The sequence below is a fragment of the Halorubrum sp. 48-1-W genome (genome assembly GCF_003287355.1).
Lineage (GTDB): Archaea > Halobacteriota > Halobacteria > Halobacteriales > Haloferacaceae > Halorubrum.
The window spans coordinates 24666-47280 of the sequence record NZ_QMIM01000025.1; the positions used below are offsets into that span (position 1 = coordinate 24666).

The window sequence follows — 22615 nt, forward strand, 5'->3', positions numbered from 1 at the left end:
GGATCGGACGCCACCACCCATGTCGAACTGTACCCTCTGTGACCTCCCCACGGGATCGGACCCGCACACCGACCCGGCCGTCGACGGCGAGTACTGCTGTCGGGGGTGTCTCGCCGTGGCGCGCTCGCTCGACGACGTGGAGGACGTCGCGGACCTCGAGGAGCGAACCCCGGACGCGGAGCCGCCGGACGACTTCGACGGCGAGACGGCGTTCCTCCACGTCGACGGGATGCACTGTGCGACCTGCGAGTCGTTCCTCGAGTTGACCGCCGCCGAACGCGAGGGGGTCGCGGCCGCGGAGGCCAGCTACGCCACCGACACGATCCGCGTCGAGTACGACCCCGACCGGGTGACGGCGGGGGAGCTACCGGAGACGCTCTCCGTCGCCGGCTACACGGCGAGCGACCGCGCCGACCCCGAACCCGCGGGCGACGACGTCGACGTGGTCCGCTTCCTCATCGGCGGCGGCTTCTTCGGGATGATGGCGATGCTGTGGTACGTCCTCTTTTTATACCCGACCTACTTCGGCTACGACCCGCTCCTCGATCTGGGGGGCGTGGGCGGGCTGTACCTGTTCACGCAGATCTGGCTTTTCACCTCCATCGTCCTGTTCTACACGGGGTACCCGATCCTCCGCGGCGCGTACGTGAGCCTGCGGGCCGGCCGGCCGAACATGGATCTCCTGGTGTCGCTCGCGGCCGTCAGCTCCTACACGTACAGCACGCTCGCGATGCTCGTCGGCCGGACCGACCTCTACTTCGACGTGACGATCGCCGTGATCCTCGTTGTCACCGCGGGCAACGGCTACGAGTCGCGGATCAAATCGCGCGCGACCGGGATGCTCTCGGAGCTGACGACCGCGGCCGAACGCGAGGCCCGACGGGAGTCGGGCGAGTCGGTCCCGACGGAGGCGGTCGAGCCGGGGGACCGGTTGCTCGTCCGTCCCGGCGAACGCGTCCCGTTCGACGGGACGGTCGCCGAGGGGACCGCCGCCGTCGACGAGGCGCTCGTGACCGGCGAGTCGCTCCCGGCGACGAAACGCCCGGGGGACACGGTTCGCGGGGGGACCGTCGTCACGGACGCGCCGGTCGTGGTCGAGGTGGGCGAGGACGCGACGAGCACGCTCGACACCCTCGTGCGCCTGCTGTGGGACATCCAGAGCTCCCGCTCGGGGATCCAGCGGCTCGTCGACCGGCTGGCGACCGTGTTCGTCCCGCTGGTGGTGGCGGTCGCGCTCGTCGCCGGCGCGGGCACGCTGGCGGTCGGCGGCTCCCCGACGGACGCGGCGCTCGTCGCGCTCACCGTGCTCATCGTCTCGTGTCCCTGTGCGCTCGGACTGGCGACGCCGCTCGCGATCGCGGCGGGGGTCCGCGACGCCGCCCGCCGGGGGATCGTGATCGTCTCCGACGCCGTCTTCGAGGCCGGTGCCGAGATCGACGCGGTCGTGCTCGACAAGACCGGCACGCTCACCGACGGGGAGATGCGACTGCTCGAGACGGTCGTCGAAGGGGACGTGGCTGTGGCGGACCGGGACGTTACGGATCGGGACGCGGCGGACCGGAACACAGCGGATCGGGACACGGCGGACCGGGACGCGGAGGACCGGACCGGCGGTTCGTCAACCGACGCCAACCGGGCCCTCCGGCGGGCCGCCGCGCTCGAACGGGCCTCCGCGCACCCGATCGCCGAGGCGATCGTGGACGGGTTCGCGGCGGGGGCCGGACCGGCCGACCCGTCGGCCCCCGCAGTCGTCGATGGCGGGACCGAACCCGCGGTCGGCGGGCCCCTCGGGGACGGGACGGTCGCTCCGGCCGACCCGGCGGGGGAGTCGGCCGACCCGATGGAAGGGTCCCTCGACGGGATCGATCTCGGGGTCGACGTCGCCGACGTCGCCGTCACGGACCGCGGCGTCGAGGGTCGGGTCGACGGCGACCGCGTCGTCGTCGGCCACCGCTCGCTCTTCGAGGACCGCGGGTGGGCGCTCCCCGACCGGCTCCGCGAGGCGAGCGAGCGCGCGCGGGCGGACGGGAACGTCGCCGTCCTCGTCGGCTGGGAGGGGCGCGTCCGGGGCGTCCTCGTCGTCGGCGACGACGTCCGCGAGGGCTGGGAGGCGCTCGTGACCGACCTCGACGACCGCGGGAAGCGCGTCGTCGTGCTCACCGGCGACTCGGCCGCCGCCGCGCGGCGCTTCGCGGAACACCCCGCGATCGACGAGGTCTTCTCGGAGGTCCCGCCGGAGGCGAAAGCCGAGACGGTCCGGCGCATCGGCGCGAGAGAACGCGTCGCGATGGTCGGCGACGGCAGTAACGACGCGCCGGCGCTCGCGGCCGCCGACCTCGGTATCTCCGTCGCGAGCGGGACCGACCTCGCGGCCGACGCCGCCGACGCCGTCCTCCTGGAGGACCGTCTCGCCGCGATCCCGGAGCTGTTCGACGTCACGAGCGGGACGAACCGGCGGATACGGGAGAACCTCGGGTGGGCGTTCGCCTACAACGCGATCGCGATCCCGCTCGCGGTCTCCGGGGCGCTCAACCCGCTCCTGGCCGCGCTCGCGATGGGGACGAGCAGCCTGCTCGTCGTGAGCAACTCGGCGCGGTCGGTCGTCGGTAGGGAGTGACCCGCCGGCTCACTCCGCGGTTCGGTCGCCGTTCCCCCGATCCGGGACGGTCCGATCGTCGGTTTCGCCGTCGTCGCGGTCGGTTCCCCCGTCACCACGGGCGGTTCCGCCGCCGTCGCGGCCGGTTCCGCCGTCGCCGTCGTCGTTTCTTCCTCGGTTCCCGTCGGAACCTCGTTCGGTACCGTCACCCGGCAACAGACGCCGCGCTAACGCCCCGAGCCGCTTGTACGCGAGGTTGACGTAGAGCCCGGTGAGAAAGACCGTGCCGAGGACGAGGGCGTCGTCGGCCGCCACTCCATCGAGGACGACGTCCGAGAGCAGGAACACCCCGACGCCGAGCGGTAGCGCGGCGGGTAGCCGGAAGTTGTATCGTAGCACGTCGCCGACGCTGGCGTCGAAGTCGTCGATGAGCGCCGTGAAGACGAACCCCAGCGCGCCGAGCAGGCTGAAGACGAGCACCGCGGGGGCGACGATCCGGTCCGACCCGGCGGAGATGTCGATGCCGGGGGTGACGCTCGTCCAGGCGAGGGCCGCGGTCGCGAGGAAGTCGGCCGCGACGACCGCGAGCCCGAGTTTCGACCGGTACCACGTCCGGTCCCTCCACTCGACTCCGCCGCCGTCGGCCGCCGATTCGTCGTCGCCCACCGGCTCGTCGTTTCCCGCCGGGTGGTCGTCCGGGGCGGACGTCGCGTCGGGGGCGGACGTCGCGTCGGGGGCGGACGTCGCGTCGGGGGTGGACGACGACCCGGATCCGTCGTCTTCGCCGACGCTCCCCTCGTCGACGGAGCGTCCGCCGTCACCGGACCGTGGACCCGTTCTCTCCATCATCGGCTCGTCGTTTGTTAGCAAACAACAATTACTTTCCGCCCGACACGCCCAGCGCGCTCCCCCGTGACGATCGCGGGGGCGTTCTCCACGTCGACGGGTCCGGTCCGATCGGCCGTCTACCGGGGGACGATCCGACTCACGCGGTCGCGCCGACGTGCGGTTTCACCGCGCGAACGATCCCGTCGACGTCGTAGCCGTCCTCGTCCTTGTCGAAGACGACCTCGCCGTCGACGCGGACGACGAATATCCCGTGGTCGCCGGTCACGAGCGCGACCTCGTCGAGTTCCTCCCCGAACTGCTCGAGGACCGCCCGCGAGACGTCCTGTGCCCGATCCAGCATGCCGCACGGTACGCAGTACTCGACCTCGACTCGTGTCATACGCTCCCGTATTGCGGGCGAGACGGCATAAAACGGCCGCCCCCGCGGATCCCCGGTTCAGACCACGAGCGCGTCGAGCACGACCGCGAACAACAGGAGCCCGAGGTACGCGTTGGAGGCGTGGAACGCGCGGAACGCCGCGGACTCGCTCCGCTCGTAGTGGAGCCGGACGACGGCCCACAGGAAGACTGCGCCGAGGACGACGCCCACGGTCGCGTACAGCGCGCCGAGCGGATCGGCGACGGCCGCGAGCGCGACCGCGGCGACGAACGTCGCGCCGAGGTACCAGAGGATGTGCCGCCGGGTGGCGGTCTCGCCGTGTACGACGGGCATCATCGGGAACCCGCCGCGCTCGTAGTCGTCCTTGTACGCCAACGCGAGGTTGTAGAAGTGCGCGGGCGTCCACAGGAAGATCACGGCCGCGAGCAGTAGCCCGCCACTACCGACCTCGCCGGTGACCGCCGCCCAGCCGATGAGCGCCGGGAGCGCCCCCGCTGCCCCGCCGATGACGGTGTTCTGGACGGTGTTCGGCTTCAACACCAGCGTGTACACGACGCTGTAGAACACGATCGCGACCAGCCCGAGCGCGGCGGTCAGGGGGTTCACGGTCCAGAACAGCCCCAGCGAGACCGCCGTCAACAGCCCGCCGAACGCGAGCGCGTGCGGGACCGGGACGAGGTCGGTCGCCAGCGGGCGGTCGTTGGTCCGCTGCATCCGCTTGTCGACGTCGCGTTCGAACACGTGGTTGAACGTCCCCGACGCGCCGATCGAGAGCGCTCCGCCGACGAGCGTCGCTGTGACCGTGTACGGCGTGAACCCCGGACCGCCGGCCAGCGCCATCGCGGCGGCGGCGACCAGGCAGAGCAGCCACATCAGCCGCGGCTTCATCAGCCGGAAGTACGCCGTTGCGGTCGCGCGCAGTCGCGGTCCCGTCGCGGTCGGCACCGACGGCTCGGGGGCGTCTTCGACCGGGGGCAGGTGGTCGGTCCCCGGCTCGAAGTCGGTCGGCGCGTCGTCGACGTCGCCAGTCGTGGCCTCGAGCCACCACGCCAACGCGGCGAGGACGCTCGCGAAGATCGTCACGCCGAGGACGAGGTGGACGGCCCCGAGCGGGACCGTCCGGCCGAGCACCGACACCGAGCCGTCACCGAGGGCGACGACCGCGCCGATCCCGGCCTGTGCCGGGAACAACGCGAGCGCGAGGAGGAGCGCGCCGCGGACGCGGCGGCTCGCGCCGTCGCGCCACGCCAGAACCGCGGCAGCGACGACGGACAGGCCGACGGCGGCCGCCAGCACGCGGTGGCCGACCGCGATCCAGGCCCCCGGCTCCGCGGGGAGCGCGTAGCCGCCCCCACAGGCGGGCCAGCCGCCACAGACAGCCGCGGCGTCCGTCAGCGAGGTCGTCGCCCCGACGACGACGAGGAGGTACACGCCCATCGTCGCCGTGGCGAGGACCGCGGGGAATCGGTCGGGTATCGTCACGTGGATCGGCTTGGGTGTCGGTCCATATATGTCCCGCGCTTCCGCGGGTCGGTCCGGACGTCCCGCGCCGTGGGGATACTCGAGGCCGTCACCCTCGTTTCTCGAGGATACGGTCGATGATGTCGCCCGTCGAGAGCAGTTCGTCGTCGTGGCGGGGCTCCCGTCCGGAGGCTCGCTCCACCCGGCAGTCGATCCCCCGATCCGCGAGCGCGGCCTCGATAGCCTCCTCGTCGTGGTGTTGGTCGTACCCGAGCACGATGACGTCGGGGTCGATCGCCTCGATCGGGACGAAGATGTCCTCGACGTGACCGAGGTGAGCCTCGTCGACGGCGGCGAGCGCTGAGACCATGTCCCGCCGCTGCCGGTCCGAGAGGATCGGCTTCGCCTTGTGGGTGACGTTCGCCCCCCGGGCGACGATCGCGTGGAGCTCGTCGCCGTACGTCGCGGCGTCCTCGAGGTAATGGACGTGACCGGGGTGGAGCAGATCGAAGGTCCCCTGTGCGACGACCCGACTCATCGTAGCCACGAGAAGAAGCCGCCCCGGCCGTCGTTCGCGTCCCCCAGCTCGCGGTCGATGTCCTCCTGCGTGAAATCGAAGAAGTGCTCGTCGGGCATCTCGACGTCGAGCACCTCGAGGGGGCGCTGGTTCCCCTCGTTGTCGAACGCCTTCCAGTCGCCCCACCCGTAGGGCGCGCCGACGATGATGTGGACCTCGCCCTGGCCGAACGTCGCGAGGTCGGCGTCGCTGGGCTGGAGCACGCCGTTCGGGTGTGAGTGAACCGACCCGACCGAGCGCATGTCGTTCGGCTTCATGTGTGTCCGGACCGACGCGCTCGTCGGGTTCGACTCCGTCCCGGGAATGACGAGTACGTCCGTGATGACCTGGCCGTCTCGGTCGATGTCGAGGGTGGCCGCGTCGTCCGCGCGGAGGAACCCCATGTACTCGTTGGGGTGGGTCTCCTCGCTGGCCTCGAGGACGAACTCCATCGTCTCCCGGGCGATCCCGAGGAGGTCGTCCGGCCGGAACAGTCGCATGTCTCGAGAGACTCGCCGTCGACTGATATGGGTTCCGGACCGGCGGACCGCGCCCGAGCCGTCGCCACCTCGACGGCCGCCTGCGCGCGAGCACGAGATAACAAGCTTAACACCCTCCGATCCCGAACGGCGTGTATGAGCGAGCACACCGCCGGGGATTCCGGCATGCGGGACGATTCGAGTCCCGAACCCGACGCCGCGAGGGCGGAGGGGGAACGCGACGACCGAGACGTCGTCCACGACCTCGCGCCCGACTGTACCCTCGAGGACGTACGGACCGGTGCGTTGTATCACGCCTCCGTCAACGGCGTCGTCGAGTACGGCGTCTTCGTCGACGTCTCCGACGCCGTGAGCGGCCTCGTGCACGAGTCGAACCTCGAGGGCGAGTACGCGGTCGGCGACCGGCTGATCGTCCGACTGGTCGAGGTCAAAGAGAACGGCGATGTCGCCTTCGAGGAGGCGTCGCCGGGCGGCTACACGACCGAGACCGTCGAGCACGAACCGACGATATCGCGAGTTCGTGGGCTCGTCCCCGGCGACGAGGTGACCGTCGAGGGCGAGGTCGTCCAGACGAAACAGACGGGTGGCCCGACGATCTTCGGCGTCGCCGACGCCTCCGGCGTCGTCTCCTGTGCTGCCTTCGAGGAGGCGGGGGTCCGCGCGTACCCGGGCGCCGAGGTCGGCGACATGGTCCACGTCGCCGGGACCGTCGAGACCCGGGAGGGCGGCCTCCAGCTCGAGGTCGACTCGCTGAAGACGCTCTCCGGCGACCGCGCCCGGGAGGCTCGCGAGGCGTTCGAGGCGGCGCTGGACGAACGGGCCGACCCGGCCGACGTCGACCCCCTCGTCGAGTGGGAGGCGTTCGAGTCGATCCACGACGACCTCCGGGATCTGGCCCGACTGCTCCGGCGAACCGTGCTCGCCGGACGACCTATCCGGGTCCGCCACCACGCCGACGGCGACGGGATGTGTGCGGCGATCCCGGTTCAGCTGGCGCTCGAACGGCTCGTCCGGGACGTCCACGAGGACCCGGACGCCCCACAACACCTGTTCAAGCGGCTGCCGAGCAAGGCCCCGTACTACGAGATGGAGGACGTCACCCGCGACCTCAACTTCGCGCTCGAAGGGCGCGCCCGCCACGGCCGGAAGCTCCCGTTGTTGCTCATGCTCGACAACGGGTCGACCGAGGAGGACGTCCCCGCCTACGAGAACCTCACGCACTACGACATCCCCATCGCCGTCGTCGACCACCACCACCCCGACCCGGAGGCGGTCGCGCCGCTTCTGGACGCCCACGTCAACCCGTACCTCCACGGCGAGGACTACCGGGTCACCACCGGCATGATGTGCGTCGAGCTCGCGCGGCTGATCGACCCGTCGCTCTCGGAGGAGCTCGAACACGTGCCCGCCGTCGCCGGGCTCTCGGACCGGTCGAAGGCGGAGGCGATGGAGGACTACATCGAACTCGCCGCCGACGCCGGCTACGGAAAGGAAGACCTCCTCGACATCGGGGAGGCGCTCGATTACGCCGCTCACTGGCTACGCTACTCCGAGGGGAAGACGCTCGTCAACGACGCGCTGAACGTCGGCTGTGACGACCCCGAACGCCACGCGGAGCTCGTCGAGTTCCTCTCCGAGCGCGCCGAGCGGGACGTGAACCGCCAGCTCGAGGCGGTCGACGACCACGTCGAACACGAGCGGCTCGCCTCCGGCGCGCACCTCTACCGGATCGACGTCGACGAGTACGCCCACCGCTTTACCTACCCCGCGCCGGGGAAGACGACGGGCGAACTCCACGACACCCGGGTCCAGGAGACGGGCGACCCCGTCATTACGATCGGCTACGGGCCGGACTTCGCGGTCCTGCGGTCGGACGGTGTCCGCCTCGACATCCCGACGATGGTGACCGAGCTGAACGAGGAGCTCCCCGAGGCGGGCGTCTCCGGCGGCGGCCACCTCGTCGTCGGCTCGATCAAGTTCGTGAAGGGCCGCCGCGAGGCCGTCATCGACGCGCTGGTCGGGAAGATGGCCGACGCCGAGATCGACGAGTCGCTCTCCTCGACCGCCGTCATCGACGACGACTGAGCCGGCGTCTTTCGGCGCCGGCGTTTTCGGGCGTTTCGGCTCACGCGAACTCGACCTCCCGGCGCGCGACGACCCCGGCACCGACAAGCGTTACAGCCAGCCCCCCGACCATCCCGATCGGCAGGTGGACGCCGCCGCCGCGCCAGTCGGCGGCGTACGTCCGGGCGTAAAAGTCGGCGACCCCAGCGTTCTCGACGACGAGGAGCACCTCGCGGTTCTCCGTCGCTGCCCCCTCGTTCCAGTTGAGGCTCCCCACGACCGCGGTGTCGTCGACCACGAGCCCCTTGGCGTGGACCTTCCCGTACCGGCCGCGCGGCTCCGCGACGGCGACCTCGATCGGCTCGTCCGCGAGCGCGTCGACGACCTCCCGGTTCGTCTCGCGGTCGTACCACGCGTTCGACAACAGGAGGTGGACGTCGACGCCGCGGTCGGCCGCCCGACGGAGCGCCCGGACGATCCGCCCGTCCGGACCATCCGTCCGCGGGACGATCGCGAGGACGCGGTCGTCGGCGGCGTCGATCCGTTCGACCAGCCGGTCGTCGGCGTTGCCCGGCGCGGTGAGCAGTTCCACGTCCGCGGGTGCGGGTGTCGGCGGATCGAACCGGGCGGGGTACGGCCGGTCCGCTGTCTCGAGGACTCCCGCGTCGTCGTCGTTTCCCCCGTCCGTCGCCGGTCCGTGAAACGTCGTCTCCTCGCGGAACGACTCCCACGAACGGGTGTCCGAAGCGGTCGCGTCGTTCTCGAAGAGTGCCGTGAGGTCCTCGGCGGCCTCCGGATCGTTTGCGACCACCCCCCAGCCGCGGCTCGACTCGCCGCCCGTCCCCGACCGCTTCCAGTTCTCGGTGAGCACGACCGACCGGTCGTCGGCGACCGCGTACTTCGCGTGGTGGAACCGGAACCGCTCCGGATCGCCGTCGAGGACGCGAACCTCGACGCCGGCGGCGACGAGCCGATCGGCGACGTGGGCCCCCCGCCGCGGAAAGCCACCCACCGGGGAGCCCTCGAGGAGGACACGTACGTCCGCTCCACGGTCAGCCGCGTCGACGAGGCGGTCCGCGACACGCTCGGACTCGACGGTGTATCCCGCGAGGAAGATCCGCTCTTCGGCGTCGGCGAGCGGTTCGACGGGTGTGTCCGGGCTGTCCGGGAGGACGAACGGCGTCACCGCCGCGCCGGCAACGCGTTCGGGCGCGCGCGGGGCGTACCCGTCGGGTCGCCACTCGTCCCACGCTGACCGCCAGCGGTAGCCCTCCCGGACGCGGCCGTACTCGACGACGTCCACCGCCTCGCCGCCACTGCGTAGCTCGATCCGGTCGCCGCTCGCCGAGAGCGGGAAGTAGCCGTCGAGCGCGCGGACGGGGACGTCACGATCGCCGAGGAGGTCCCGCGTGCGGTTCGGATCCATCGAGAGCGCGACCGTTCCGTTCGCGTCCGACGGAAGCGACGCGTCGTGGTAGCCGTCCGAGAGCGACCAGTTTCCGGGCTCCGGGAGCCGGACGACGAGGTACTCGCCGCGATTCCCCTCGGTGGTCGGGTTCGGATACAGCTCGACGATCCGCGGGTCGGCAGTGTCGACTGTGTGGTTTCCCCCTCCGGTCGCCTCCGTCTGGTTTGCGGCTTCTACCGGTTCGACCGCTCCGGACGTTCCCGTCGCGCCCGCGACGCCAGCGACGCCCGCCGCCGACGCGACCGTCGCGAGCAGGACCGCGATCGCGACGACGATTCGGGCGGCGACCTCGGCCCGAGCGGCGGCGTCGATCCGGGTGGCGGCCTCGACCCGGACGGTGGGCTCGGCCCCGACCGACGGACGGGACCGGTTACTCGGGGAACGCATACGGGCTCTGGCCGCGGTATTCGATATAAACGGTCGGGCGGTCCCCTCGTGGTACCACGACCCTCGCAAGGGTTATGCCCGGATCGCTCGTACGTTTGTTTGCAATGGCAAACGGAAAGGTTGATTTCTTCAACGACACTGGCGGCTACGGTTTCATTTCGACTGAGGACGAGGACGATGACGTGTTCTTCCACATGGAAGACGTTGGCGGCCCGGACCTCGAGGAGGGACAGGAGTTAGAGTTCGACGTCGAGTCGTCGCCGAAAGGCCCCCGCGCGACGAACGTCGTCCGCAACTAACCTCGGGCGACCGCAGCCCCGACCCTCACACCGACTATCGGGCCCGACCCACCTTCACGGGCGGACACCGGACGCGACCCCGTTTTCACGTATATCACGCACCGAGCCACCGCTCGGTTCAGCGGGCACTTCCGGATCGAAGGCTCCGCTGAATCATCGACAGCTGATATATTCACATTGATTTCGAGGGCAACCCCCCACGACTTTAGTCGTGGGTAACTGACTTGTCTTGATATATCCTGTACTGTAACTGTACAGAGATTGTAGATATGGGTGTATGAGTCAGCCACAACAGCTTTATGACCTTCTCGAGGGGGGCAGCGATCTCAACATCGTCTGCCACAATAACCCCGACCCGGACTGTCTCGCGAGCGCACTCGCATTGGGTCGGATCGCGGCTGCGGCTGGCATCGACGAACAGCAGATCCTCTACAGTGGCGAGATTTCCCACCAGCAAAACCGAGCGTTCGTCAATCTCCTTGACATCGACCTCCGATCGTTCGATTCGGCGACCGTCCAGAACCGTCAGCCGGACTCGTTACTTGCATTCGTCGATCATTCCATCCCGGGCGAGAACAACACGGTTCCCCCGGACACGGCCGTCGATATCGTGATCGACCACCATCCTGCCGAGGATATCGACGCCCGGTTCGTCGATCATCGTGAGGAACTGGGAGCAGCTGCGACGATCCTTACGGAGTACGTGCGCACCCTCGACATTGATCTGGATACGGATCTCGCGACAGCACTCCTGTTTGCCATCCGTTCGGACACCCTCGACTTCCTCCGCGGGGCGACCTCCGGGGAGTACGATGCGTCGGGGTATCTTCACGAGTACGCGGATCAAGAGATGGTCCGCCAGCTTTCCTCGCCGTCGGTGTCTGGGGGAACCCTCGACGCGATCTCGACCGCGATCGACAATCGAATTATAAACGGAGCGGTACTCATCTCTCACGTCGGCCGGACGACCGAACGTGATGCGCTCCCACAGGCCGTCGATTATCTGGTGAGACTCGAGGGCGTTCAGACCGCCATCGTGTTTGGACTCGTCAACGACGCAATTCACCTCAGTGCTCGGTCACCAGATGCACGAGTGAACGTCGGTGATATACTGGACGAGGCGTTCGAAGATGTCGGGAGTGGCGGTGGCCATCACGACGTCGCGGGCGGTGAAATCCCGCTCGGTCTCTTTGCTGACTACACGTCCGACGACGCACAGTTGCTTGATATGGTCGAACAAATCATTACTACACGCCTGTTCGCGGAACTCAATCTGTCCGAATAGACAGAAGAGTAACACGAACGACCGTTCGATAAGGACAGTTATTATCCGACTCCGGACTCCGTCATATGTCGCTTGATAACTCAATTCGCACGCGTGTGGTGAGTTGCTGGTTCAGCAGTTTCGACGTGAAACAAACATCGCTGTAACGCCGACTACACGCGATGTACCTCGCACGGAGATCCTGTCAGGATATGTGGACTTCAACGAAACCGGATGGAAGGAAATCGAGTAGCCGACGACCCGGGTCGCCGATCCACGAACACGCGGCTGTGCGGGAGTCTCGGCTCGACTAAGCCGGCGTCGCAGCGGCGTCGAGGGCTGCCCGTGCCTTTTCGGCCTCGGTCTGAACGACGAAGGAGCGCTCGTCGGCGTACTCGGCGACCGTCTCGAGCGCCTCCCGCGTGCCGATCTGCCGGAGCGCCCAGCCGGCGGCCGCGCGGACGTCGTCCGAGTCGTCCTCCGCGAGCGCATCGGCGAGCGGGTCGATGGCTCGGGTGTCGCCGATGAGCCCGAGCGCGCGCGCCGCGAACGGCCGGACGTGGTCGTTCTCCATCGATAGCTTCCCCGCGAGCGGGCCGACCGCGTCGACTGCGCCGATCTCGCCGAGCGCCTTGAACGTCGCCTTCTGGAGCTGTGGGTTCGAGTCCTCGTCGACGTACTCGAGGAGCGTCTCGACTGCTTCTTCGGCTGACATCTTCCCGAGGATGCGGATCGCGAACTGGTCGCGCTTGCCCGCGCGTCCGAGCAGTTCCTCGAGCGACGCCTCGGTCTTCCCGCGTTTGCCCATCCGCTCGAACGCCTCGAGACAGTGGCGTTCCATGAAGTCCGACTGGAGCGAGTCGAGCGCCAGCAGGACCATGTCGACGTTGCCCCGCGCCTCGTGTTCCTTCAGCGCAGCCCACTCGACCGGGAAGTCCTTGTAGTGGCCGAGCACGTCGTAGTAGCCCTGCGCGCGGAGCTGTTCGTGGGTCTCGAGATCGTCCCACTCCTCGGCGTCCTCGAGGTCGTCCTCGAGCGCGTCGGTCGCTGTGAGGAGCTCCGCGAGCGTCTCCGCGTCGTCGTCGGGGTCGAGTCCCGCGTTCTCTATCCCCGCCGCGACGGCACGGAGCGCGTCGACGAGGGCGGCGATCCGGTCGTCGTCGGACCCCGCCTCCCCGTCGTCAGCGTCCTCGTCGGCCTCCGCCTCGTCGTCCGTAGCGTCGGCCTCCGCCTCGTCGTCCGTAGCGTCGGTCTCGTCGTCGTTCGTGTCGCCGGCGTCCGCGGCGTCCGGGTCCGTCTCGATCGCGTCCGCGTCGACGCCGTCGTCGACCGCCTCCGCGGCCGCGTCGACGAAGGCCTCGACCGCTCCAGCGGCGTCCTCGCGTCCCTCGGCGGTCCACTCGGTGTCCTCGAGCGTCGAGACCGACGTCTCGATCGCCTCGACGACGTCCTCGGCGTAGGGGCCGCGGGCGTCCTCGAGACCCTCTCGAAGCTCCGCGATCCGGTCTTCCAGTTCGCCCTGCGGGTCGTCGGCGTCCTCGTCGTCCTCGTCGGGTTCGGGGAGGTCGGCACCCGCCAGGGCGTCCTCGGCGTCGTCGAGCAGCGCCTCGACGTCGTCGAGGTCCGCCTCGGTCTCGGCGTCCTCGAGCATCGCCTCGATCTCCTCGAGGTACTCGGTCAGGGACTCTTCGGTCGCCTCGTCGGGGAGCGTCGGGGCGGTCGCCTCGGGCTCGTCCGTGTCCGCCTGGTCGGCGGCGTCGGCCTCCTCGGCAGCCTCCGCCGGCTCGTCGTCGCCGTTGCTCATATACCGGAGAGTGCGCACGTAGTGCATTAAGACGTTTCCCTTCGCGCCGCGCCCCTATCTCCGGACGACGGCTCGACGCGCGGAACGAAGCGTTCGGTAGACGCGCGGGACGAAGCGTTCCGTCGGCCGGTTTCGTGCGAGATCGCGTATCGCGGGGAACGGGGCGCCGGAGATCCCGTCGGAGAACGTCGGTGACTCGATGAGAGCGGGGGCTTGGCGGGGAGTCCGATTCGGCGGAAACGCCCGCTCGACGACTACCGTTCGAGTTCCACGGTCAGGTCGGTCGCGATCCAGCCGTCGGTGTTACCCTCCTCGGTGAACACGGTTCGGGTCGGCGAGGCGCGGCTCGCCGTCACGGCGGGTGGGTCGTCGCTCGAGGGTCCGGGCTCGCGTTCGACGGGTTCTCCGCTACTCATTGCCGACTGCTCCGAGGCGGGAAGGGTTATAGATTTCGGTCGACCTAAATCGCGTGGGCCGGGCGTGGCTCCGAAACGGACGAGGCGGAGTCGATGAGACGAGGGCGGAGTCGATGAGACGAGGGCGGAGTCGATGGTGGCGGGGATGGAGTCGATGAGACGAGGGCGGAATCGATGGTGGCGGGGATGGCGGCGATTCGGGCGGGCTATCGGTGGGCATTACCACGACGGCGTCGTCGATCCGGCGATGACGGACTCGCTTTTCACGTCGTTCTCGTTGCGCGGCACGGAGATCCCGAACCGGATCATGCTCTCGCCGATGTGTCAGTACTCCGCCGAGGAGGGGATGCCCAACGAGTGGCACCGGGTCCACCTCGGCACCCGCGCGGTCGGCGGCGCGGGCGTCGTGATGGCGGAGGCGACCGGGGTCGAGCGACGCGGTCGGATCACGCCCGGTTGCCTGGGGATCTGGTCGGACGAACAGGCTGAGGCGCTCGAACCGGTCACGTCGTTCGTCCGGTCGCAGGGCGCGGTTCCCGCGATCCAGCTGGCCCACGCCGGCCGGAAGGCCTCCCACGCCCCGCCGAAGGAGGGCGGACACGCGCTCCCCGCTGACCACGAGGAGGGGTGGGAGACGCTCTCCGCGACCGACGAACCGTATCCCGACGACGACCCCGCCGCCACCCGCCGGATGGACGCCGACGACATCGACGCGGTGATCGACGCGTTCGCCGCTGCGGCGGAGCGCTCCCTGTCGGCCGGCTTCGAGATCGCGGAGGTCCACGCCGCCCACGGCTACCTCCTCCACCAGTTCCTCTCGCCGGTCACCAACGACCGCGAGGACGGGTACGGCGGGAGCTTCGAGAACCGGACGCGGCTGGTTCGCGAGGTCGTCGAGGCGGTTCGCGACGTCTGGCCGGACGACAAACCCGTCTTCGTCCGGATCTCCGCGACCGACTGGCTCCCCGATCGCGACTCGTGGGACGTCGACGACTCGGTCCGGCTGGCCCCGCTCCTCGCCGACGCCGGTGCGGACCTGATCGACGTCTCCGGCGGCGGGATCCACCCGGACCAGGAGCTCCCGAACGCGGGGCCGGGCTACCAGGTGCCGTACGCGGAGGCGATCCGGGAGGGAACGGACGTGCCCGTCGCCGCCGTCGGCGGGATCACGGAGCCGAGCCACGCCGACGCGCTCGTCCGAAACGGCCGGGCGGACCTCGTCGCGCTCGGCCGCGAGATGCTCCGACACCCCTACTGGCCGCTCGAGGCCGCCCACGAGCTCGGCGCGGAGATCGAGTGGCCGGTCCAGTATCGGCGCGGACGGTTCGACTGACGGGTGCCGGACCGCGTCGACTGACGGTGTCGACCCCCACAGCCGAGGTTTTTACCCGCCCGTCGCGTACGCGAGGGTATGAGTTCCCGTGACCGACGCGACGACGACCTCGAGGAGCGGCTCGACGAGCTCGAGGACGTGTTGAGCGAGCTCCGGCGCGAGCTCCGGGAGACCGAGCGCGACCGTCGCGGGCCACCGCGTCCGCCCAGGCTTTCGGAGCTGGTGCGGTTCACCGAGCAGTACACCATCCCGACGCTCATCGCTCTCCTGGAGACGACGATCAAATCGCTCGAACTCCTCCAGGGGACGCTCCGGCTCGCCGACCCCGGCCGGAGCGTCACGGCGGGGGCGGAGGCGACCGGCGACCGCCTCGCGGACGTCCGCGCCGGTGCGACGGCCGGGCTCTCCCGGTCGCTCGCGGAACTGCGGGACGCGCTCTCGGAGGCCGACCTCCCGGAGGAGGCCGCCTCCCGCTCGATCGTCGCCGACGCGCGGGACCTCACCGCGGAGATCGAATCGCGGATCGAGGAGGGTCGCCGCGAGGCGGACGCGGCGCGGTCCCGACGGGTCGGCGACGGGCGAACGGACCGGAACAGCGACGATCGCCGCCGACGCGATCGGGACGACGCGGGCGACGACGCTCCCGTCCGGATCGACGTGACCGACCCCGGAGCGGACGACGCGGACGGGAGCGACGCGGAAACCGACGCCGACGACGCCGACGCTCCTCCGGAGGTCGACGTCGAGTCCGAGCTGGAATCGATAAAGCGGGCGATCGACGACGGCGAGAAGGACGGCGGACGGGCGGTCGACGGCGAGGGGGGTGACGACGAGGCGACCGACGGCGAGGAACCCGGCGATGACGGCTCCGCGCACGGGGAGGGCGGCAACGGAACCGAAGACGACGGCCAGGGGCGATAGGGTTCGCGTCGCGGTCCGCCGAGTCGACCCCCTTTCGCCCTCAAAAGGAGGTTCCCAACCGGTCGGCGACGCGCTCGGCGGAGTCGACGAGCAGGTCGTCGTCGTCGGTGAACACCTCCAGTGCGACGGTGCCGTCGAACCCCTCCAGCCCCGCGCTCACCGCCTCGTAGTCCACCTCGCCGGCCCCGATCGGGATGTGCGTGTCGCCGCGGCGGCGCACGTCGTGACAGTGGAGGTGGGAGACGCGGTCGGCGTGGCTCCGGAGGAACCGCCGTATCGCCTTGTTCCCGCCCTCCATGTAGGCGTGGCCGACGTCGAAACACACGGCCGTGTCCGTCTCGCGGGCGATGTCGCCGAGCACCGACAGCTGGATCCCGCGGTGCTGGTGCCCCACGTTCTCGACGACGACCTCGACGCCCGCCTCGCGACCGGCGTCGGCGACCCGCCGGAGTTGCTCGCCAGCGGTCTCGCGGAACTCCACGTCGTCGCGGTCGGCGGAGGTGGCGTGGAGAACGGCCTTCCGCGCGCCGAGGTCTCCGGCCCTCTCGAGCAGCCGCCGCTGGTAGGCGACGATGGCGTCGTTGACCTCGCGCGCGTAGCTCGTGAGGAGTTGGCTGTACGGCAGGTGAACGACCAGGTCGCGGCCGGCGAGCTCCCGTTCGAGCCGGTCCGGGTCGATCGATTCCGGAGGGAGACTGCCCGCGCCGACGCCGAGCTCGACGAAGTCGAACGCCGCCGGCGACGCCGCCAGTCGGTCGAGGTCGTCGCCGACGGTCACGCCGATGTCCATACCGATCGGTTGCGCTGCGGGGGACTTAAAAAAACGGACCGCCCGCCGGGCTCGCTACTCCTCGTCGACGAGCGACCCGAGCACGCGCTCGGCGTCGGCGGGGACGTCGAAGTCGTGGTAGTGTTCGCCCTTCTCCTTCGAGAGGACGTTGAGTGCGGCGGCCGCGCCGTCGCCCGCGGAGATGACCGCCTGCCACTCCTCGGCGCGGACCATCGCGCCCGTCGCGTAGGCGTCCTCGACCGAGGTCTCCATGTCCACGCCGACGTCGACCGTGTCGTCCTCGGTGAACGCACAGCCGAGGTCCTCCGCGAGGTCGCGGTTCGCACCCGTCGCGAGCACGACGTAGTCGGCAGGGTGCTCGTCGTCCTCGGTCGAGACGACGAACCCGTCGTCCGCCGACTCGACGCCCGTGACCTCCACGCCCTGGTGGCGCTCGACGCCGAAGTCGTCGACCTGCTCGCGCATCGTGCCGACGAGGAGGGTGCCGTCGACGGACCCGATCCCGGGGTAGTTGAACAGGTGTGCCTTGTGCATCCACGTGCCGTCGGTGTCGAAGACGGTCGTCTCGAGGCCGTTCTTCGCGGTGAAGAGGGCTGCACTCAGGCCTGCGGGGCCGCCGCCGACGACGATGACGTTTGCCATGCCGGACACACGGGGGCGACCCGCATAAATGTCAGGTAACGTGCGTGTGATCGGGTGACCGGCGGCGAATCAGTCGTCCGCGAGCGGCGCGTCGAGGTCGATCTCGCCGGCGTCGATCTCGGCTTCGACCTCCCTCACAGCCGTCACCATGTTCTCGGTTTTGCCGTAGGCGACCTCGCGGGGGAGCAGCTTCAGCCCGCAGTCGGGTGAGATCGTCAGCTTCTCCGGCGGGACGACCCGCAGTCCCTGGCGGATGTTCGCTTTGATCTCCTCGACCGGTTCGATCTCGGCGGTGTGGGCGTCGACGACGCCGAGCGCGAGGTCGGGCTCGAATGTAGGCTCGGTGAACGTCGGGATCTGTTCGTAGTCGCCGTTACACAGCTCCACGTCGAACTCGTCGATCGGGTAGTCGTTGATCTCGGGGTAGACCCGCGAGTAGTCGCCGTAACAGACGTGTAAGCCGATCCGAACCTCCTCGTCGATACCCGAGACGATCCGGTCGAGCGCCTCGCCGACGATGGCGTGGTCCTCCGGCGTCGTCGCCAGCGCGGGCTCGTCGATCTGGACGTACCGCGCGCCCGCCTCGACCAGCTTCTCGACCTCCTCGTTCACGAGGTCCGCGAGGTCGTAGACGAGCTCCTCGGTGGAGGGGTACGCCTCGTTGAACGCCCAGAAGCCGAGCGTGTACGGCCCCGTGATCGGTACCTTGACCGGGCGCTCGGCGACGTTCGAGGTAAAATCGAACTCGTCGACGAGCCACGGCTCGTTGTAGGAGACCTCCTCGACGACGCTCGGCTTGTCGAAGTAGTTGTGTCCCCACACTTTCACCGGGCCGTTGAACTCGTAGCCGTCGATGCGCTCGGCGAAGAACTCCACCATCTCGTTTCTGCGCATCTCGCCGTCGACGACGGTGTCGAGCCCGGCGCGCTCGTGCTCGTGGGTGATCAGCCGGCAGGCGTCGTCGTGCGCCTCCGCCAGGTCGGCCTCGTCGAACTTCGAGTCGGGGTCCTCGACCAGTTCGTCGGCCCGGTTGAGCCACTTCGGCTTGGGGTACGAGCCGACGACGGTCGTGAGCAGGAACGCGTCGTTCGGGTGGTCGGTCGGTCGGAACTGTTCGCGGTTGGCGGACGGGTTTCGGACCATTACGCCAACACCTCCGTGGCTGCGGCGAGGGCGGACAGCTTCGCGCGGTACTTGTTCTCGGGCAGGTAGAACAGCTCGGTGTTCGGCGTCAGGTAGGTCGTCCCGAAGTCGGCAGTCGGCACCTGTCCCTCGAACCACTCGACGCGCTCTGCGACCGTTTCCGGCTCCTCGACGAGCGTGTTCTGGCCGTCGACGAGCCCGAGCGCGACCGAGTCGGTCGAACCGTACTCCTGGACGTTGTACACCGTGTCCTCGCGGTCGCCGGCGACCAGGTCGAGCCCGAGCGCGTCCGCGTCCGCCTCGTCGACGAGGTGCGCGTAGAGCTTCTCGTCGAGCGCGCCGTAGAAGGTCTGGACGACCACGTCGGCGTCGGTTGCGTCGGCGACCGTCGCGATCGCGCCGGTCGCGCGCTCCTCGGTCCCGTCCGCCGGCGGGTCCGTCACCAGCGACGGCTCGAGGAGGAACAGCGTCTCGTGGGCCGGGAACGCCTCGACCTCGCCGGCGAGGAACTCGGCGATCCCAGCCTGGAACTCGTCGTCGTCGCCGTAGTGCTCGTCCGTCGCGAGCGCCGCGAGCGAGTACGGCCCGGGCAGCGTCGCTGCGAGCGGGGCACCGTCAGAGCCCGCCTCCGCGAGCAGCGCCCGCGCCGACTCGAGCTCGCCGGCGACGTCCCCGGAGAAGCCGAGGTCGTCGACGACCCGCGGGTCGCGGTAGAAGTTGTTGTTGTCGTAGTAGCGCACGATCCCCCCGGTCTCGACGCCGTCGTGGACCGTCAGCGGGTGGGCCATCATGTCGTCCCAGCGTCCCTGTCCCTCGACGACGCGATCGAGGCCCGCCTCGAGCTGGTCGTCGACGAACTCCGCGCGGACCTCGTCGTACGTCCCGGCGATCTCTTCCCCCTCGTCGCCGCTGAGGAGGTCGCCCTTCTGGTGGCCCTTCAGGTCCGACAGCGTCCCTTTCGCCCAGTCCGGGAGCGGATAGATCCCCGGCGTGGCCGCGACTCGTTCGGTCATCACCGAGCGTTGGATATGCCGTTGTATAATATTTGCGAACCTGATTTATGTCTTGTAGTTATTGTATCTGGCTACCCGAGCCGAACCGTTAACCCCGAAGGCGCGGAACCCGGTCCCATGTCAGTCGTCTCGCTTTTCCCCTCGGCGACGGAAGTTGCGGCGGCGCTCGGCGTCACGCCTACAGCGGTCTCCCACCAGTGTGACCACCCGCCGGCGGTGGCCGACCGGCCGACGCTCACCGGGCTCGTCCGCGACCTCGACGGCGACCCGGACGAGCTGGACCGGATCGTCGCCCACGACGACGTCTACTACCTCGACGGCGACGCGCTCGCCGCGGCCGACCCGGACGCGATACTCACCCAGGGCGTCTGTGCCGTCTGCGCGCTCGACGCCGGGCTCGCCCGCCGGGCGGTCGAGCGACTCGACCTCGACGCCGCGGTGCTCGACGTCCACGCCGACGACCTCGCGGACGTGCTCGCGAACGTGGAGCGGATCGGCGAGGCGGTCGGCCGTCCAGACACTGCGATCGAACTCCGCGCGGACCTCGAAGCCCGCATCGACGCCGTCGCGGACGCGGTTTCGACCGGCGCCGGGGGAACAGCTTCGGACTCCCGCCCGCGCGTCGCCGTCCTCGACTGGACCGACCCGGTCCGCCACGGCGGGCTCTGGGTCCCCGATCTGGTCCGGCTCGCCGGCGGGGAACCCGGGCTCGTCGCCGCGGGCGAGCGGTCGCGGAAGGTCGACCCCGCCGAGTTGCGCGCCTTCGACCCCGAGGTTCTCGTCGTCGGGCCGTGTAGCGCCGACGTCGACGAGGCCGGCAGGCGCGCCCGCGACCTGCTCGAACGGGAACCGCTCGACGACGTGACCGCGGTACGTGACGGGCGGGTGTACGCGATGGACGGCACCGCCTACCTCAACCGTCACAGCCACCGCGTGGTCGACACGTTGGAGGCGCTCGCGGCCATGATCCACCCGGACCAGCCCGGAAGCGACCAACCCGGCGGCGACGCGAAGGTCAGACGCGTCGGTCGAGCCGTAACACGGTGAGCGTCTCGAACGGGAACGACTCCTCGACGGCGACCGCGTGGTCGAAGCCGGCCTCCTCGACGAGCGCCAGCACCGCCTCGTATCCGGTCAGCGACGAGACGAGCAGGAGGACGGTCCCGCCCGGTGCGAGCACCCGACCGACGTCGGCGAGGAACGGCTCGATGAGCTCGCGTCCGGACTCGCCGCCCGAGAGCGCGCGTTCCATCCAGTCGTCCCACTCGTTGTCCGGGTCGGTCGGGAGGTACGGCGGGTTGAAACACACCGTGTCGAACGCGTCGTTGCGGAACGGGTCGAGGAGGTCGCCGACGACGGCCTCGACGCCGCGTTCGCGGGCCTCCCGCGCTGCGTGGGGGTTGTAGTCGCTCCCGACGACGCGGAGCCCGCGCTCGTCGGCGATCCGCTCCGCGACCCAGCCGGAGCCGGTCCCGACCTCCAGCACGCGGCCGTGAGCGGCCGCGACGGCCGCCTCCGCCAACAGCCCGGAGTCCTCGGCCGGCCGATACACGGTCGGCCCGTCGCGGTCGAACCGGGTCACGTCCCCTCGGAGCCGTTCGTCTCACCCGACGGTTCGGACTTGCCCCCGCCGCCGATCCGGGCGTTCAACTCGGCGTCGGCCCCCTTCGTCCGGCTCGAGAGCGTCTGCTGCGGGAAGGGGATCGTGATCCCCTCGGCCTCGAACTCGGTTTTGATCGCGGCCATGACCGCGGTCTGGGTCCGCCAGCGCTTTCGCATGCTCGGGTTCGTGATCCAGTAGCGGACCCCGAAGACGACCGCCGAGTCGGCGAACCGCTTGGTCACGACGTCGGGCTGGGGCATCCGAGCCACGCCGTCGAGCCCGGTGACCGCCCCCTCGACGACGTCCACGGCCAGGTCGAGGTCGGTGGTGTAGTCGACGCCGACCTCGACCTCGATCCGGAGCCGATTGCGGCGCGAGCGGTCGACGACCGCACCCGAACGGACCTCGTCGTTCGGGATGGTGACGACCTCGCCGTCGAACGACCGGAGCCGGGTGTTGATGATCGAGATCTGCGTGACGGTCCCCTCGTACTCGCCGATCGACACCCAGTCGCCGACCTCGAACGGCCGCGAGAACATCAGGACGAACCCGGCGAGGGCGGCACCGAGGGTCTGTCTGGCGGCCATCCCCACGACGATCCCGAGGAACCCCGCCCCGACGAGGAGGCTGCCGACGTTGTCGGTGAAGAGGCCGATCGTCACGAGTGCGACCAGCGTGTAGACGCTCAACTGGACGATCCGCCGGAGCACCTCCTCCTGGTGTTCGGAGACCGCGGTGCTCTCGACGGAGAGCTCGCGGATCACGTCGCCGAGGAAGTCCGTGACCGCGTAGGCGCTCGCGAGCAGGATCACCGCGAGCACGACGTTCGACAGCTGGTCGGCGATCGCCGCCGACTGGAACGCGTCGACGAGCGCCCCGCTGCGCCCCCAGACGACGAGGGCCGCGAGCACCCCTACAGCGGTGGTCCCCGCGACCGTCGTCGAGAGCGCCATCCGCTGTTTCGAGGTGAGCTCCCCGTCCCGCCGTTTTACCCGGCCGACGGCCAGCCGGACGACGACGACCGCAGCGATGATCGCCGCCGTGAGGAGGATTCGCCGAACCGTTCCGTCCACGAGCCGATCGAGATCGGCGAGCACGCCGACGACGGTTCCGACCTCGAGCATCGT

At 69.7% G+C, this 22615-nt stretch carries 21 protein-coding genes; 7 read left to right on the forward strand and 14 right to left on the reverse strand.

The window, feature by feature from the left end; all coding sequences use genetic code 11:
- Nucleotides 1-19 precede the first annotated feature (19 nt).
- Nucleotides 20-2617 carry a cation-translocating P-type ATPase gene (locus DQW50_RS12320; RefSeq protein WP_112079578.1) on the forward strand — a complete coding sequence of 866 codons (2598 nt, stop codon included), beginning with the start codon at nucleotides 20-22 and terminating at the stop codon, nucleotides 2615-2617.
- Between the two features lie 9 nt (nucleotides 2618-2626).
- On the opposite strand, the gene DQW50_RS12325 is transcribed toward DQW50_RS12320, so the two are convergent.
- From DQW50_RS12325 to DQW50_RS12345, 5 genes are all read right to left on the reverse strand, one after another.
- Complete coding sequence (locus DQW50_RS12325) at nucleotides 2627-3445, reverse strand: hypothetical protein (RefSeq protein ID WP_127341334.1); 819 nt, start codon at nucleotides 3443-3445, stop codon at nucleotides 2627-2629.
- Nucleotides 3446-3581: 136 nt separating this feature from the next.
- Nucleotides 3582-3824, reverse strand: coding sequence for a SelT/SelW/SelH family protein (locus tag DQW50_RS12330; RefSeq protein ID WP_112079580.1), 243 nt, complete (start codon nucleotides 3822-3824; stop codon nucleotides 3582-3584).
- Between the two features lie 57 nt (nucleotides 3825-3881).
- Nucleotides 3882-5306 carry a heme o synthase gene (locus DQW50_RS12335; protein WP_112079581.1) on the reverse strand — a complete coding sequence of 475 codons (1425 nt, stop codon included), beginning with the start codon at nucleotides 5304-5306 and terminating at the stop codon, nucleotides 3882-3884.
- A gap of 88 nt (nucleotides 5307-5394) precedes the next feature.
- On the reverse strand, nucleotides 5395-5823 hold the full coding sequence (locus DQW50_RS12340) for an adenylyltransferase/cytidyltransferase family protein (protein WP_112079582.1): 429 nt from the start codon (nucleotides 5821-5823) through the stop codon (nucleotides 5395-5397).
- Entirely contained in the window at nucleotides 5820-6341 is a 522-nt protein-coding gene (locus DQW50_RS12345) for a Mov34/MPN/PAD-1 family protein (RefSeq protein ID WP_112079583.1), read from the reverse strand. Before DQW50_RS12345 ends, DQW50_RS12340 begins: the two co-directional genes overlap by 4 nt.
- A 135-nt stretch (nucleotides 6342-6476) precedes the next feature.
- Between DQW50_RS12345 and DQW50_RS12350 the strand changes: the two genes are divergently transcribed.
- Nucleotides 6477-8426 (forward strand): DHH family phosphoesterase, encoded by a 1950-nt coding sequence (locus DQW50_RS12350; RefSeq protein WP_112079584.1) that lies wholly within the window; start codon nucleotides 6477-6479, stop codon nucleotides 8424-8426.
- A gap of 40 nt (nucleotides 8427-8466) precedes the next feature.
- Here the strand turns inward: DQW50_RS12350 and DQW50_RS12355 are convergent, their stop codons facing one another.
- Nucleotides 8467-10260, reverse strand: coding sequence for a phosphatidylserine/phosphatidylglycerophosphate/cardiolipin synthase family protein (locus DQW50_RS12355; protein ID WP_112079585.1), 1794 nt, complete (start codon nucleotides 10258-10260; stop codon nucleotides 8467-8469).
- A gap of 104 nt (nucleotides 10261-10364) precedes the next feature.
- On the opposite strand from DQW50_RS12355, the gene DQW50_RS12360 reads away from it, so the two are divergent.
- Together DQW50_RS12360 and DQW50_RS12365 are read left to right on the forward strand one after the other, a co-directional pair.
- On the forward strand, nucleotides 10365-10559 hold the full coding sequence (locus DQW50_RS12360) for a cold-shock protein (protein ID WP_112079586.1): 195 nt from the start codon (nucleotides 10365-10367) through the stop codon (nucleotides 10557-10559).
- A 277-nt stretch (nucleotides 10560-10836) separates the two neighbouring features.
- Nucleotides 10837-11844, forward strand: coding sequence for a bifunctional oligoribonuclease/PAP phosphatase NrnA (locus DQW50_RS12365; RefSeq protein ID WP_112079587.1), 1008 nt, complete (start codon nucleotides 10837-10839; stop codon nucleotides 11842-11844).
- A 289-nt stretch (nucleotides 11845-12133) separates the two neighbouring features.
- On the opposite strand, the gene DQW50_RS12370 is transcribed toward DQW50_RS12365, so the two are convergent.
- Entirely contained in the window at nucleotides 12134-13627 is a 1494-nt protein-coding gene (locus DQW50_RS12370) for a HEAT repeat domain-containing protein (RefSeq protein WP_112079588.1), read from the reverse strand.
- Between the two features lie 254 nt (nucleotides 13628-13881).
- Nucleotides 13882-14043, reverse strand: coding sequence for a hypothetical protein (locus DQW50_RS18200; protein ID WP_198664675.1), 162 nt, complete (start codon nucleotides 14041-14043; stop codon nucleotides 13882-13884).
- Between the two features lie 247 nt (nucleotides 14044-14290).
- On the opposite strand from DQW50_RS18200, the gene DQW50_RS12375 reads away from it, so the two are divergent.
- Nucleotides 14291-15376 carry an NADH:flavin oxidoreductase/NADH oxidase gene (locus DQW50_RS12375; RefSeq protein WP_112079589.1) on the forward strand — a complete coding sequence of 362 codons (1086 nt, stop codon included), beginning with the start codon at nucleotides 14291-14293 and terminating at the stop codon, nucleotides 15374-15376.
- Between the two features lie 78 nt (nucleotides 15377-15454).
- Nucleotides 15455-16297 carry a hypothetical protein gene (locus tag DQW50_RS12380; protein WP_112079590.1) on the forward strand — a complete coding sequence of 281 codons (843 nt, stop codon included), beginning with the start codon at nucleotides 15455-15457 and terminating at the stop codon, nucleotides 16295-16297.
- Between the two features lie 40 nt (nucleotides 16298-16337).
- Here the strand turns inward: DQW50_RS12380 and DQW50_RS12385 are convergent, their stop codons facing one another.
- From DQW50_RS12385 to DQW50_RS12400, 4 genes are all read right to left on the reverse strand, one after another.
- Entirely contained in the window at nucleotides 16338-17087 is a 750-nt protein-coding gene (locus tag DQW50_RS12385; RefSeq protein ID WP_112079591.1) for a sugar phosphate isomerase/epimerase, read from the reverse strand.
- Between the two features lie 54 nt (nucleotides 17088-17141).
- Nucleotides 17142-17729, reverse strand: a complete 588-nt coding sequence (locus DQW50_RS12390) for an FAD-dependent oxidoreductase (RefSeq protein ID WP_112079592.1) — start codon at nucleotides 17727-17729, stop codon at nucleotides 17142-17144.
- Between the two features lie 69 nt (nucleotides 17730-17798).
- Entirely contained in the window at nucleotides 17799-18872 is a 1074-nt protein-coding gene (locus DQW50_RS12395; protein ID WP_112079593.1) for a methionine synthase, read from the reverse strand.
- Nucleotides 18872-19885, reverse strand: a complete 1014-nt coding sequence (locus DQW50_RS12400; RefSeq protein ID WP_112079594.1) for a 5-methyltetrahydropteroyltriglutamate--homocysteine methyltransferase — start codon at nucleotides 19883-19885, stop codon at nucleotides 18872-18874. The genes DQW50_RS12395 and DQW50_RS12400 overlap by 1 nt, the downstream gene beginning before the upstream one ends.
- A 117-nt stretch (nucleotides 19886-20002) precedes the next feature.
- Between DQW50_RS12400 and DQW50_RS12405 the strand changes: the two genes are divergently transcribed.
- Nucleotides 20003-20932, forward strand: a complete 930-nt coding sequence (locus tag DQW50_RS12405) for an ABC transporter substrate-binding protein (protein ID WP_112079595.1) — start codon at nucleotides 20003-20005, stop codon at nucleotides 20930-20932.
- Here the strand turns inward: DQW50_RS12405 and DQW50_RS12410 are convergent.
- Both DQW50_RS12410 and DQW50_RS12415 read right to left on the reverse strand, forming a co-directional pair.
- Nucleotides 20901-21467, reverse strand: a complete 567-nt coding sequence (locus DQW50_RS12410) for a HemK2/MTQ2 family protein methyltransferase (protein WP_112079596.1) — start codon at nucleotides 21465-21467, stop codon at nucleotides 20901-20903. The genes DQW50_RS12405 and DQW50_RS12410 overlap by 32 nt on opposite strands.
- On the reverse strand, nucleotides 21464-22612 hold the full coding sequence (locus DQW50_RS12415) for a mechanosensitive ion channel family protein (RefSeq protein ID WP_112079597.1): 1149 nt from the start codon (nucleotides 22610-22612) through the stop codon (nucleotides 21464-21466). The genes DQW50_RS12410 and DQW50_RS12415 overlap by 4 nt, the downstream gene beginning before the upstream one ends.
- Nucleotides 22613-22615 lie beyond the last annotated feature (3 nt).